The sequence below is a fragment of the Mangrovibacterium lignilyticum genome, assembly GCF_010882175.1.
Classification (GTDB): Bacteria; Bacteroidota; Bacteroidia; order Bacteroidales; family Prolixibacteraceae; genus Mangrovibacterium; species Mangrovibacterium lignilyticum.
Genome location: NZ_WKLH01000001.1, coordinates 425990 through 438864, shown reverse-complemented (window position 1 = coordinate 438864; position 12875 = coordinate 425990). Strand labels below are relative to the sequence as shown.

Here is a 12875-nt window from a genome sequence, read left to right as displayed (position 1 = left end):
AGTGGCTTGGGGCGAAACGTCCGTTGCCTGAACAACCAATTCGGCGGTGGTACCTGGGACTAAAACCCCACCGGCGGAAGAAGATTAAAGACCAAAAAATGCAGATAAACGATTACATCTATTTCTTTAGTTATGACCATACTGAGAGTGAGTTATGCAAACTCGAATCGAGATCTGTGTTTAACCGGGAAGAAAAGAATAAAGTGCTTTTATCGGATGTGAAAGCAGAACCGTCAAGCAGTGCTTTTATCAAAAAGAGACTTGAGATTAAGTTGTTTTCAGCAGATTACGGAACGCTCATCACTAAAATTAAGCAAGCGCACATATGCGCCGAGGGTTTCAAAGTTGAATATTTAGTTGTGGACGGAGATCCGACGGCGTATGCGCTGAGGCTCGAAAAGTTAAAAGAGATCGGCTACAGCATTGAAGGTACGCCGGAATATTATAAGCCAACAACAACTTACGCAATCTGCTGTTACGAAGGGGTTTGGTGTTTTGGTGTTTTGGTCAAGAATGGCTTCGACTGGTATAAACACAAACAAAAACCATACTCATTCAGCAACTCAATCAATATCAACATTGCCAAAGCGCTGGTCAATATTGCCGCCAGGGCCGACAAAGAAAAAAAGCTGCTGGATGCCTGTTGCGGGGTTGGTACCATAATGCTGGAAGCTTGTTTTGCCGGAAACAACATGGAGGGCTGCGACATCAACTGGAAGGTGTGCCGGCAAGCACGACAAAATCTGGCTCACTTCAATTATACAACGACGGTCTATCGCTCCGACATCAAAGACATGAACACCCGGTATGATGCCGCCATTATTGACTTACCATACAATTTGTTTAGCTATGCCGATGATAATACGGTCACCCACATTATTGAGTCGGCAGTGGAAATCACCGACCGGCTTGTGATTGTATCAACCGCAGATATCGCCAGCTTAATCAGCAATGCGGGATTGGTCATTTCAGATTATTGTAGCGTTGGTAAACGGGGAAAGGCCAATTTCGCCCGGAAGATATGGGTCTGTGAAAAGAATGGCCAGCCAGCGAATTGTTAGGGCTAACAACAGGACCGGTAAACAAACGGTTAACCGGCAGCGCTATCGCCCCTGTAAGTTGGAACGCAAAAAAATGGAAAACGCGATGCACACACACTGCGTATAACGTGCATGGTGCGTTGGCAGTTGAGCGGATAGGTCAGCCGAGTTATTACTTAACAGTGTTAAATAAAAAACGCGACGTCACCATTCGCGTCAAGAAGTTAAGTGTTCGGGTCGACACGACTTGCACAACTGTCCTTCAGGTGGAACCGCTAAAAAACAGTTCGCATGAAATTCTTTCGCAAAATTCGTCAAAGCTTACTTTCGGATGGTAAAACAGTTCGCTATCTGAAATATGCAATTGGTGAGATCACACTGGTTGTTATTGGCATTTTAATAGCCTTGTCAATCAATAACTGGAATCAAAACAGGCTGGTTCAAAAAGAAGAAATGGGCTACTATAAGAATATTAAAAGACAACTAATTGAAGACAGCGACATTATAACAAACAATATAAATTTCAACCGGTTTTATTATAAGCAATATCAGTATGCAATCGAACTTATTGAAAATGATGACAGAAGCAATTTGGATTCCCTGGCGGTAATAACGATCAATTTGTTGGAGTACTCTGATTTCCACCAGGAAACCAACGCTTATCAGGCATTGGTTAACAGCGGTGAAATAAAAATAATAAACAATCAGGCAATTATTGACGGGCTTCAAAAGCTGGAAGAAATATATATCTACATCAATAAGTTGGAAACCGGTCATTTCGATATCATTAAACTGATATATCCGGAATTGAATAAAATAATCCGGTTGAACGCAGTGAGGATTGAAAATGAAGACCTCCTTTTTAGCTATGAATTTCAAAACTATTTTGTCATTACGTCGGAGATCATGAGAGAAAAGGACGACATTTATAACAGGGCATTAGATGAAATTAAGGCCATTTTGGAATTGATTGACAAAGAGCTGGTGGAAAACGGATAACAGCTACAGCCAACAAGAACGCTTCTTTCCGATAAAAGCCTACTTCCTTTAAAAACAGGATACTTCCGCCTGACGCTTAGAAAGAAGCGCGTGTTTTCTTGTATCGTTTTGTCAGATAATCTTAAGAAAAGGTGTTCTTCCGGATCGAAGAGGACCTTATTTTTTGCACGAAGTTAGGATATCCGATTTTAATATTTATCTTCCAAAACTTAACGATTCTTAATCTGATGAAGACTTTAGCAGGGAAATTATTACGAAGACAAGGTTGGACAGTTGCCGGCGATTACGGAGGGGTGCGCAAGTCGATTACAATTTTTGCACCTCACACGGCTCATATCGATTTCTATTACGGCAAACTTGGTTTCACCATTATGGGTGTGAACTTTAAATTCCTGAGCAAAAAGGAACTTTTCTTTTTTCCGATGAACTTCATCATGAGGTGGCTTGGTTCCATACCGGTACGGGGAGTGAAAGGGCAAAATGCGATCTTTCATGTAGCCGAATTGCTGGAAAAGAATGAGGACCTCCATATTGTCGTTTCACCCGAAGGTTGGATTACCAGGCAAACGAAGTGGAATAAAGGGTTCTTCTACATGGCTCAAAAAGCTAAAGTTCCCATTGTGGTAACGACCCTTGATTACGAAAAAAAGGAAATGGCGATTAAAAAAATCATTCACGATACGTCCGATTTTAACGCGGTGATCAGTCAAATTAACGCCGTTTATAAAGACGTTAAAGGCAAAAATCCGGAACAGTTTGCCTTACATTTAGACTCGTAAACGCCAACTGCCACATGAATAGCCATTAGCTATTATTCGCTCAACCAGCTAAACGACTCAATGTTGATTCCAACATAGCAATCGTCGGCACAGTTGTCGGGAACATAGCCGCAGGTATTCATAATTCCCGTAGGATCGGTATTGAAATAGAGCGTGTTGTTTGCTTCGTCAACAACCAGGTAGTCGCTGGCACAGGTATCATACAAATCATCGATATTGAAAAGCGGAACTCCTTTGTCATGGCTGCCTAAGTCGTCACCGGTTTCGGTGTATGATTCTAAAACAACCATCTCGTTTTCCGGGTACTTCATCTCATAGGAAACGTAAGAACGTTCGGCGACCAGGCCATCTTCTATTGTTAAGGTTGTAGCGCTGCCGTATCCGGTCCACGATGTGAAGGACAAGGTATAGGTATATGAATTTCCGTTTTGAGCTTTGAGCTTTTGCCATTGGCTGTAACTTTCGTCGTAAGTAATGCCGCTGTCGCCTTTAATGGATGTGAGCGTATTGGAGTCCTCTTCACAAGAGACAAAAGCGAAAAGGATGAATAAGAATAAAACAGGTAGTTGTTTCATAGCTAAATAAAGTTGGTCGTTAATGACAAGATGCCGAAACCCAAGGCAGGTTGCGTATTTATAGTAACAAACTTCCTGCCATATTTCCTGTAAGTTTGTTTTAATGTTGTCAACCGAATTAAGGTGTTTGCGTCCAAATCAAGTTACAAAACTTCCGGAAATAAATTTTATTGTTTAATAAATTTTAACCAAGGTGATGGGGTGGTTGTCAAGGGTAGACAGGCAGGATACAGATAATAATAAGGAAGTGTTGAATGCTTAATTGGCAATTGAAAGGTCAGTCAATAATATCTGGTCTGCGGGCTTCTTCGGCATCAAGTAAGTTGATGTTTTGTATCGGATCATGCGTTTGAGGAATAAGAAAGCGACCTTTATAATCCGCCCTTTTTTCCTGAAGGAAGGCGTCAAGTCTGGCATACTTCTGGTAGTAACTAATGCAAACAAACGAGAGCACTAATAGTACAAGTATCATCAAGCTTCTTATCGTTCTGTACATTCGATTCATTCCGCACCTGATTTAAAGCGTTCCAACAACTATCTGTCTGCTTTCAAAGGAACGAATCGAAAAAAAGATCTGAAATACTCAATTTGAGTATTTTTAGAAGAGCATCTGGTCTTTAAAGTAGGTAACCAGTTCTCCGGTGGAGTCGATATTCAGCTTTTTAAGAATGTTTCTCCGGTGTGTATCAACGGTATGCGAACTGATGTGAAGAATCCCGGCAATCTCTTTACTTGTTTTTCTCAGGGACAAATAGCGAATGATATCCCTCTCCCGGTTCGACAAGCCATCGGATAGCGCTTTTTGCGAGTAGTTTTTGGTCACAATCGTTTCGTAACCGTTATCCTTGTTGAGGTATTTGATGGATGCCCGGATGGGCATAGGCTCCCCGTCGCCAACAATGGATAAGTGGGCCAGGCCAACAATGGGTTTGCTGCTGTCATCGAGGATTAGCGGCATCTGGTGTTCAAAAATATTCACATAGTCGCCATTGAACTTACGAACCCGGTAGTTCCAGGTGTACGAAAGATTCAGTCGTTTTTCCTCCGGGATTTCATTAATCGTGTAGAGCATTAAATCTTGCAGCATTCCAACCCAAACGGGCAGATCTTCGGGATGAAAATGGCTGAGCCAGTATTGAACGCCGATCGTTTTCATTCGTTCACTATCCAATCCCATGTTGAACTCGAAATTTTTACTGACAAAAGGGAAGTTGTTGGCTGTGGTATTGGTTAAAATGAAAAAGGAGAGACCCGGAGGCAGAAATTCATCCATCTCCTTAATTTTTTCGATGTGCTCTTTTATAATTCCGGACGACAAGATTTGATCACTTTGGAAAACTTCGTCGTATATATTTAGAATTCTGGGGTTGAAACTCACTGGAACAGAATTTTTGTTTGGTTGCTATTTCAACCTGTTAATATAAAGAAATCACATCAGACTTTCAAGGGACAATTGACCATCCAATGAATGCCAAATTTATCAGTCAGGCTTCCAAAATAGGCACCCCAGAACATGTCGGCTTGCGGCATGGTTATCGTTCCTCCCTCGGCCAGCGCGTTAAATAAGCGATCGGCTTCTTTACGGGTGTCCGGCTCCAGGTTCAGGTGTACATTATTGCCGAACTCCGCTTTCATGCCGATAGAAGAAGGGCTGTCGCATCCCATTAGGATAAAATCACCGGTAATCGGCAGCGATACGTGCATCACCAGTTTTTTATCTTCCTCCGACAAGAGCGGCATGTTCTCCGCAGGAGGAACATCGGCGAAGCGGGAGATCCCATCCAGGTATTCCGTTTGAAAAACCGATTTGTAGAATTCAAAAGCTTCCTCGGCTTGTCCGTTAAAATTAAGGTAGACACTTACTTTAGCCATGATCTAATGATTTAGTGGTTCATTTTTCTAAACACACATGCTTTGGCTTTTGTTGAAACGGATATCTGCCGGCCACCGGAAAAGTGTTAACTTGAGGCTTGTATCATTAAAAACAAAAGGACGTGAGCAGAAGCGATCAATTAGCAGAAGACCGAACCCGATTGGCCAACCAACGAACTTTCCTGGCTTTCATTCGGACAGCCCTCATGGTGTTTGCAACCGGCATTACCCTGATCAAATTATTTTACAGCGATCCCTGGCTGGTGGTGCTGGGCTGGGTTTTGTTGCCGGTTTCGTTATTCACCTTCATAATGGGCGTGGTGTTGTCTATTCGGATGAATAAGGGGCTGAAGCTAACAGCAGACGAATCGGTTTAGGAACGAAATACAAAGGAAGAGATTCCCCCTGAGTGCAGCCCGGTAATTGATTGTTTGGAGCAGAATCGGTGATTTTCGGCGGTAAACGGATAGGAGCCTGAGCCATAAAAAAGCCCGGAGAATTCCCCGGGCTTCCCTTGCTTCTCGCGGGAGTGCAAGTTTTAGTTCGCTGAGATCAACGCTTCTTTCAAAGCTTTGGCAGCAGCAGCAGGATCTTCTGCGCCGTAGATCGCCCCACCGGCTACGGCAACAACAGCTCCCGAGTTTTTCACCCCGGCAATACTGGCCAGGTTTACACCACCGGCAATAGAAACGGGTACTCCGGCTCTGGTTGCTTCGTCAATTAAAACCTCGATGGAGTAACCTTCTTTGGCTTGTTCGTCCAGGCCGGCGTGTAGTTCTACAAATTCAACCCCTAGTTTAATCACTTCCTGCGCACGTTTCACGCGGTCGGCAATACCGATGGTATCGACCACAACGCCGCAGTTGTATTCTTTGGCTTTGGCAACAGCCCCGATAATGGTGGCATCGTCAACCGATCCGAGGATCGTGACGTAGTCAGCTCCGGCTTTAAACGCCATTTCGGCTTCCAGGGCACCGGCATCAGCTGTTTTAAAATCAGCGAAAACCTTTTTGTCCGGGAAAGCGGCTTTCATCGCGGTGATCACGCGTAAGCCTTCACTTTTAATCAGGGGCGTACCCAACTCGATAATGTCGATGTAAGGAGCCACTTTAGTTGCCAATGCGATGGCGTCTTCTGTATTCAGCAAGTCGATTGCTACTTGTAATTTTGCCATGATAATTTTTGTTTAATTGTATCTAATTTTGAATTCTTTTTGCTATTCCAGGTTGGTGTGCCGTTTCCACAATTCGTCGCGGCTAACCCCCGAATCCTGCCACAGATGCTGAATGATGGCATCGAAAAGCAGCAGGAAGGATTGCTCGAACAGGCTGCCGGCATATTGTTGCGAAATCGTTTCGTTTTGTTGCTGTTTGCCGGCGGCCGGAATCGTTACACGGTGATTGGCCAGGTGGGCCAGTGGCGATTCGGGGTTGGTGGTGAAGCAAACGATCGCAGCGCCGCACTTGCGGGCAGTTTCGGCAGCTTTCACAATGTTCCCGGTCGTTCCCGATCCCGATCCGGCAATTAACAGATCGCCTTCACCAATGGCAGGGGTGGTTGTTTCTCCAACCACATGCACGGCGTATCCCAAATGCATCAAACGCATGGCTGCGGCTTTAATCATGAACCCGGTACGACCGGCACCCAGCAGGAAGATCGCGTTTGCTTCGCGGATTGCTTCTACAATGCCCGGTATCGCGTCAAACTGAAGTTGACTGAACAGTTGTTGATGTTCCGAGAGAATCATTTCCAACGCCTCGTGGATGGCTTCGGTCTGGTTTATCGTTTCTGTGTGTTCCATTGCATTCAATTTGTTTACGAAGCAAAAGTAGGGGCCAAATAAGGACCTGCAGGTACACTATTTGACAGATGTCGGGTATAATTTGCCCATAGATGGACAGGGTATGGTGCTATTTGATATTTTTGTGGTACATTTTGGAAATGCGCTGGTTTCCCAGTGAAAAAAAGATTGGAGGAAATGATGTTAGCAGACCAGGTTTTATACATCCGTAATTTGGATAATTGTCCGCCGTCGTATTTGGAAGATCCGGCGCGAAAAGAATTTTTTGAGATCGTTTGGTTGCGCGACGAAGAGGCTTTGCATGTGCCGCAACATGCCTTTCAAACCTTGCGCGGCGATTGGATTTACCTGATTCCGCCTTACCGGGTGCATCAATTGAATAAAGCAGGCAAGAAAGGCGTGCTCATTTCGTTTAAACGCGAACTGGTTGAAGGTGATTTGAAGGAATTTCTGCTCGATGTGTTCCGCATGTTTAACATTCAGGGCGAATTTTCCTGTTTGCAGGTGAATGAACAGACCTCGGCGGGACTGGCTTCGGTTTTCAAGCTGTTGCTGGAAGAATATGAGAAGAAGGAAATGCAGCTGGTGATGATCAAAGCTTTGCTGAAGGTATTCCTGTTGAAATTGATTCAGTTGAAAGAGGAACATTTTACCCGGCAGGACATCAACGAGAAACGCATTTACGAGTTTATGCTCCTGCTCGAAATGAATTACCTGAAAGAGCGCACCGCTGAGTTCTATGCCGATAAGTTAGGGATAAGCGCCAAGCGCCTGAACCAGGTCTTAAAAGAGAAACTGGATAAAACAGCCGTGCAACTCATCCACGACCGGGTGGTGCTGGAAGCCAAACGGCAGATTATTCACAGCGAAAATACCATTAAGGAAATTGCCTATAACCTGGGCTTTAAAGACAGCTCCTATTTCAGCCGTTTCTTCAAACAACTAACCCGGCAAAGCCCGCAAGAGTTTCAGCAAGGGGTGAAGGAATATGTTCGTACAAACGACAATACGTTGATTAATTAAATTGGCCGGGTGACTCGAAGTCACCCGGCCAATGAAGGTTTTACTCGATCACCGTCACTTTAAAATTGGTGTCACGATACGGGTTATTTTTAACTGTGTACTTTTGGCCATCCCAAACAAGCTGAACGTTTTTGCGCTCGCTGTCGTTGGGCAGATAAATTTCAGTCGTTGTATTCTCGCCGGTTTTGCCGAAGACCTTCAGTTCCAGTTCCGACCAGTCCATGAATTTGGTGCTTTGTGCCAGTTTGATGTGCGGAATCACAGCACCCTTGCGCACCAACATCACGATCGGAATTTCACCGGGAGCAATGGTGTGCCAACCGGCACTGTAGGTTTTTCGACTTTGGTAATCAATCCATTCGCCGCCGGGCAAGTAAACTTCGCGTGGCGCGACCTCCTCGAACAGTGGTGCCACCAATATATCGCGACCAAATAAATATTGATCATCGACCAGCCAGGCACCGGGATCGTTGGGATATTCCACAAACAAAGCGCGCATCATCGGCAATCCTTTTTCCGTACATTCCTTGGCTTGCTCCAAAATGTAGGGCATCAGCTCGTATTTCAGATCAACGCTTTTGCGGAACTCATCCTGAAATTCCTTGCCGTATTCCCAAGGCTCTTTGGGAGGTGCACCGTGCGTTCGGCTGTGTGAAGTGAGCATGCCGAATGGTGTCCAGCGACGATAAAGTTCTTTGGGGGTTTGCAGCACAAAGCCGCCAATGTCGTGGCTCCAGAACGAAAAGCCCGACAAGCCCATGCTTAGTCCGGCATGCAGCGTTCCTTCCATGGCCACATTGGTGTTGGCCGCATCGCCACCCCAATGCAGCGGATAACGCTGGCTTCCGGCCCAGGTCGATCGGGCCCAGATAATGGCATCGCCGGTTACTTCTTTGGTAATGTCGGCTACTGCTTTGTTGTAGCGCAGCGGATACAGGTTGTGCTCGTAGAAGCCGGTTTTGCCCGATGCATAAATACCACTGGCCGGGGCTGCTTCGCCAAAGTCAACCTTAATCACACTGACACCTTGCTTCAGTAAGCCGGCAATCTTTCCCTGGTACCATTTCACGGTTTCGGGATTCGAAAAGTCGAGCGTGGCATCTTCGTAAGGCAGGTTGCCTTTGGCGTTTTTCACATAAAGCCCTTTGTCGATGATTTCGTTGAAGAGCGTGTTCTTCGGCGTGAAGTAAGGCAATTGCCACAAGCAGGTGCGGAAACCTTCGTCTTTCAGATCGGCAATCATATCCACCGGATCGTCGAAGCGGGAAGGGGAGAACTCGTAGTTGCAACGCCAGTCGGTTTCGAACCAACCGGTGTCGAAGTGAATGACATCACTGGGGATTTTGTTTTCACGCAATTCTTTGGCCACCCTCCGACCATCGGCTTCCGAGAAGTAGGTGATGCGGCTCATCCACAGGCCGAATGACCAAAGCGGTGGCATACTTGGTTTTCCGGTCAGGTTGGTGTATTCATCCAGAATGTCCTTTGGGTCACCCAAAAACACAAACAGGTCGAGCGATTCGTCGCCGACAAGCAGGTTTGTTTCGGCATTGTAATATTTTCCAAAGTCGCAGGTAATCGGACTTGAGGTGTGCATAAACATGCCATAGCCACGACTGCTCATGAAGAAGGGAATGGGTTTGTACATCGTTTCGTTTTGGGTTCCGTTGGCATCGTCGGTCCACAAAATCACTTTTTGCCCGCGTTTGTCGAGGGCCTTGAAACTTTCGCCGCAGCCAAAGATTTTTTCACGCGGAGATAGCCGGAACGAAGCTGAGAAGCTGCGTGAATAATCCGATGAGCGACGCACATAGCTGAAAGGCATCAGCGGTGTATACGTTTCGTCGTTGTCTTTCCGGTTCATGGTTTGGGTCAACAGTTTGCCATCAACATTGTAAATCTCCAGCCGCCAGGGATGCTCACGAATGATCAGCTTCCCGAATTCGCTTTGGTATTGGTAGCCATCTTCAAGTTTAGCGTATTTCCAGGAGCTTTTATCTTCCGGAGCAAAGCCATCGACCAGCATCAGTGAGGGCTCATCTGCTTTCTCAATGGTACTGCTGGCCATCCGAATGCGGAACGATTTCGGTGATACAAACTGAATGCTGAAAGGCATATTGGGATTCGCTTCGTATTCAGCCTCCGGGAATTCGTTGCCGCCGGCCGGCTGCAGAAAGGCAAGCATGTTGTTGAACGCCTGCCGGGTTTGGTACACGTGCCGCTTGTAGTTGAGTACCCCTTTCCCGGTTGACGGGTCGAAGGTGCCAAGCGAATCGGCAACAAAATAGGTGTTTGTGAAATTCGTGAAGTCTTCACTGATGTCAACCGGTTGGTTGAGCAGGTACTGGTTCGTCGGGCCCGATGCATAAGGCGTTTGGGCATGTAAAGAAAAAATGCCGGCTCCGGCAAGGAAAGCCAGAGCAAGCATTTTTTTCTTCCTGATCAATGTTGGGTTTGATAGGCGCATGGTATATACTGTTAGGGTTTATTTTAGGTTGAACTGTTGAAGAACGTTGAACTGTTAAGAGAGGTTGAATTGTTGAATTGTTGAAGAACGTTGATAAGCTCTTCCTTCACATCAACACGTCAACAGCTTTTGCTATTCCACCTTAATCGTTTGCTTCAATTCGTTTTGGGCTGAAGAACTGTTGATCTGGAGGATGAAGTCTCCGGCTTCAACCACCCAGTCTTTTCCATCTTCGGCGTAGTAAGCGAAACTGCTTACCGGAACTGTCAAAGTCACTTCCTGGCTTTCCCCTGGTTGCAGGCTTACTTTCCCGAAGCCTTTCAGTTCTTTTGTTGGGCGCATCACCGAGCATTTTGGATCTGAAACATACAGCTGGGCTACTTCGGCGCCGGCAAGTTTACCGGTATTTTTCAGGGTGAAGCTGATTTCAATTGTTTCGTCTTTCCCGTAGGACGTTTTGTTGGTTTTCAGGTCGCTGTATTCGAAATTGGTGTACGAAAGGCCATATCCGAATGGGAACAGCGGCTTAATTTTTTTGGTATCGAACCAGCGGTAACCCACCAGAATTCCTTCTTTGTAATATTGATTGATGCTGTCGCCCGGATAGGATAATTCGCCAAACGAGTGAGCGGCGTTATCTTCCAGTTTAACCGGAAAACTGAATGGCAGTTTCCCGGAAGGATTCACATCGCCACTGATGACATCAGCCAGGGCATAACCGGCATCGCTTCCCAGGTACCAGGCTTGCAGCAGTCCTTTGATATCTTTCAACCAAGGCATGGCAACAGCATTCCCACTGACCAGGATCACACCAACATTCGGATTTGCGCTGACAATATCGTGGAGCAAAGCGTCCTGATTGAAAGGTAAGTCGAACGACAAACGATCGCCTCCTTCACAGTCCTGGTGATGATTCTTATTCAAACCACCCACAAATAGAACGATGTCGGCTTTTTGGGCCGTTTCAATGGCAGCCAGGCGGAGGCTGTCCTGGTTTTCCGTGGGAGAAATCACTTTGCCGTAAGCTGAAGGTCCTGACGTGTATCCCAGGCTGTGCAGAATAGTTGCCTTGGTAAAACGTTTTTGGATTCCTTCAAGCGGCGAAATTTCGTATTGCGCTTTCAGTTCCGAAGAACCTCCGCCAATGGTCATCGACTTGGTTGCATTTTCGCCGATCACTGCAATGGTCATCGGTTTCTCCGGATCAATCGGGAAGAAGTTCTTGTCATTCTTCAGCAGAACAATTCCCTCTGCTGCGATCTTGCGGGCAACGTCGTGATGCTCCTGGTTGTTCATGCAGCCATGCGGCCGGTTTTCGCTCATCGTTGTGCGGAACATCAATCGTAGAATGCGGCGCACTTTGTCGTTAACAACAGATTCATCAATCTCGCCACTTTTCAACTTCTCGTAGAAGGCATTGGCCAGGTAATAATCGTCGTAGGCAAAATCTTTGGAAGCAGTCAGTCCGTTTGTCCAGCTGCCCATTTCAATATCCAGGCCGTTCAGAGCCGATTCGTCGGTGTCGTGTGCACTTCCCCAGTCACTCACAACTACGCCGTCGAAGTTCCAGTCACCCTTCAGAATATCGTTCATCAACACCTTGTTGGTGGTGGTGTGCTGTCCGTTGTATTTGTTGTAAGCACCCATGAGCGACCAAACACCGCCTTCTTCAACGGCTGCTTTAAAGGCTGGCAGGTAAATTTCGTGAAGTGCGCGATCGTCAACATGCACGTCAATATGTCCACGCCATTCTTCCTGGTTGTTCAGCGCATAGTGTTTTACACAGGCAGAAACACCATTTTCCTGAACGCCTTTAATGTAGGGAACAACCATTGTTGAAGCCAGGAAAGGATCTTCACCCATATACTCGAAGTTGCGGCCATTTAGGGGTGTGCGGTAGATGTTGACTCCTGGTCCCAAAAGAATGTCTTTCTTCCGGTAGCGTGCTTCCTCGCCAACAGAGAATCCATATTCGTGAGCCAGTTCCGGGTTGAAGCTGGCAGCCATAGCAGTCAGTGCCGGAAAGGCAGTGATGGAGTCGTTGGTCCAGCCGGCATAGCCCCAATTGTCCCAGTTGATTTCGCCGCGAACACCATGCGGCCCGTCCGACATCCATATTTCAGGAATACCCAAACGGGGGACACCCGGCGAGCTAAACTTAGATTGAGCATGGCACATGGCTACTTTTTCTTTCAGTGTCAGTTGCTCGATAATTTGCTCGATTTTTTTCTCCATGTCCTGATTTGTCTGCAGGTACTGAGCGGAAACAAGTTGACTGGCAAACGCCAACAGGATGATTAAAACGCTTTTTCTCATTGC

At 46.2% G+C, this 12875-nt stretch carries 13 protein-coding genes; 5 read left to right on the top strand and 8 right to left on the bottom strand.

Annotated elements, in window-relative coordinates; translation table 11 throughout:
* Window positions 1-98: 98 nt before the first annotated feature.
* From GJV22_RS01615 to GJV22_RS01605, 3 genes are all read left to right on the top strand, one after another.
* Window positions 99-1061 (top strand): TRM11 family SAM-dependent methyltransferase, encoded by a 963-nt coding sequence (locus tag GJV22_RS01615; protein WP_163707729.1) that lies wholly within the window; start codon window positions 99-101, stop codon window positions 1059-1061.
* A gap of 270 nt (window positions 1062-1331) precedes the next feature.
* The gene (locus GJV22_RS01610) at window positions 1332-2039 is read left to right on the top strand and encodes a DUF6090 family protein (RefSeq protein WP_163706905.1); all 708 of its coding nucleotides are present in this window, start codon (window positions 1332-1334) and stop codon (window positions 2037-2039) included.
* A gap of 227 nt (window positions 2040-2266) precedes the next feature.
* Window positions 2267-2818: a 1-acyl-sn-glycerol-3-phosphate acyltransferase gene (locus tag GJV22_RS01605; RefSeq protein WP_163707726.1), complete on the top strand. Its 552-nt coding sequence runs from the start codon at window positions 2267-2269 to the stop codon at window positions 2816-2818.
* Between the two features lie 32 nt (window positions 2819-2850).
* Here GJV22_RS01605 and GJV22_RS01600 read toward each other — a convergent pair whose 3' ends face one another.
* The 4 genes from GJV22_RS01600 to GJV22_RS01585 form a co-directional block, all read right to left on the bottom strand.
* Entirely contained in the window at window positions 2851-3393 is a 543-nt protein-coding gene (locus GJV22_RS01600) for a hypothetical protein (protein ID WP_163707723.1), read from the bottom strand.
* Window positions 3394-3670: 277 nt separating this feature from the next.
* Window positions 3671-3898 carry a hypothetical protein gene (locus GJV22_RS01595; protein ID WP_163707718.1) on the bottom strand — a complete coding sequence of 76 codons (228 nt, stop codon included), beginning with the start codon at window positions 3896-3898 and terminating at the stop codon, window positions 3671-3673.
* Window positions 3899-3991: 93 nt separating this feature from the next.
* Window positions 3992-4771, bottom strand: coding sequence for a LuxR C-terminal-related transcriptional regulator (locus GJV22_RS01590; protein WP_205461716.1), 780 nt, complete (start codon window positions 4769-4771; stop codon window positions 3992-3994).
* A gap of 56 nt (window positions 4772-4827) precedes the next feature.
* A complete protein-coding gene (locus GJV22_RS01585) occupies window positions 4828-5265 on the bottom strand; it encodes a VOC family protein (RefSeq protein WP_163707716.1) in 438 nt (145 codons plus the stop codon).
* Window positions 5266-5387: 122 nt separating this feature from the next.
* On the opposite strand from GJV22_RS01585, the gene GJV22_RS01580 reads away from it, so the two are divergent.
* Entirely contained in the window at window positions 5388-5642 is a 255-nt protein-coding gene (locus GJV22_RS01580; RefSeq protein ID WP_163707713.1) for a DUF202 domain-containing protein, read from the top strand.
* A gap of 161 nt (window positions 5643-5803) precedes the next feature.
* On the opposite strand, the gene hxlA is transcribed toward GJV22_RS01580, so the two are convergent.
* Both hxlA and hxlB read right to left on the bottom strand, forming a co-directional pair.
* The gene (gene hxlA / locus GJV22_RS01575; protein WP_163707709.1) at window positions 5804-6439 is read right to left on the bottom strand and encodes a 3-hexulose-6-phosphate synthase; all 636 of its coding nucleotides are present in this window, start codon (window positions 6437-6439) and stop codon (window positions 5804-5806) included.
* Between the two features lie 42 nt (window positions 6440-6481).
* The gene (hxlB, locus tag GJV22_RS01570) at window positions 6482-7066 is read right to left on the bottom strand and encodes a 6-phospho-3-hexuloisomerase (protein WP_163707706.1); all 585 of its coding nucleotides are present in this window, start codon (window positions 7064-7066) and stop codon (window positions 6482-6484) included.
* Between the two features lie 156 nt (window positions 7067-7222).
* On the opposite strand from hxlB, the gene GJV22_RS01565 reads away from it, so the two are divergent.
* Window positions 7223-8089: a helix-turn-helix domain-containing protein gene (locus GJV22_RS01565; protein ID WP_205461715.1), complete on the top strand. Its 867-nt coding sequence runs from the start codon at window positions 7223-7225 to the stop codon at window positions 8087-8089.
* A 40-nt stretch (window positions 8090-8129) separates the two neighbouring features.
* Here GJV22_RS01565 and GJV22_RS01560 read toward each other — a convergent pair whose 3' ends face one another.
* Together GJV22_RS01560 and GJV22_RS01555 are read right to left on the bottom strand one after the other, a co-directional pair.
* Window positions 8130-10556 carry a glycoside hydrolase family 31 protein gene (locus tag GJV22_RS01560; RefSeq protein ID WP_238480260.1) on the bottom strand — a complete coding sequence of 809 codons (2427 nt, stop codon included), beginning with the start codon at window positions 10554-10556 and terminating at the stop codon, window positions 8130-8132.
* Between the two features lie 132 nt (window positions 10557-10688).
* Window positions 10689-12872, bottom strand: coding sequence for a beta-glucosidase (locus GJV22_RS01555; protein ID WP_163707703.1), 2184 nt, complete (start codon window positions 12870-12872; stop codon window positions 10689-10691).
* Between the last annotated feature and the right edge of the window lie 3 nt (window positions 12873-12875).

What these genes read in the sequence shown, in the direction of transcription:
- GJV22_RS01615 (WP_163707729.1), top strand. Translation starts at nt 99, where the DNA reads ATGCAGATAAACGATTACATCTATTTCTTTAGTTATGACCATACTGAG.
- GJV22_RS01610 (WP_163706905.1), top strand. Translation starts at nt 1,332, where the DNA reads ATGAAATTCTTTCGCAAAATTCGTCAAAGCTTACTTTCGGATGGTAAA.
- GJV22_RS01605 (WP_163707726.1), top strand. Translation starts at nt 2,267, where the DNA reads ATGAAGACTTTAGCAGGGAAATTATTACGAAGACAAGGTTGGACAGTT.
- GJV22_RS01600 (WP_163707723.1), bottom strand. Translation starts at nt 3,393, where the DNA reads ATGAAACAACTACCTGTTTTATTCTTATTCATCCTTTTCGCTTTTGTC.
- GJV22_RS01595 (WP_163707718.1), bottom strand. Translation starts at nt 3,898, where the DNA reads ATGAATCGAATGTACAGAACGATAAGAAGCTTGATGATACTTGTACTA.
- GJV22_RS01585 (WP_163707716.1), bottom strand. Translation starts at nt 5,265, where the DNA reads ATGGCTAAAGTAAGTGTCTACCTTAATTTTAACGGACAAGCCGAGGAA.
- hxlA (WP_163707709.1), bottom strand. Translation starts at nt 6,439, where the DNA reads ATGGCAAAATTACAAGTAGCAATCGACTTGCTGAATACAGAAGACGCC.
- hxlB (WP_163707706.1), bottom strand. Translation starts at nt 7,066, where the DNA reads ATGGAACACACAGAAACGATAAACCAGACCGAAGCCATCCACGAGGCG.
- GJV22_RS01560 (WP_238480260.1), bottom strand. Translation starts at nt 10,556, where the DNA reads ATGCGCCTATCAAACCCAACATTGATCAGGAAGAAAAAAATGCTTGCT.
- GJV22_RS01555 (WP_163707703.1), bottom strand. Translation starts at nt 12,872, where the DNA reads ATGAGAAAAAGCGTTTTAATCATCCTGTTGGCGTTTGCCAGTCAACTT.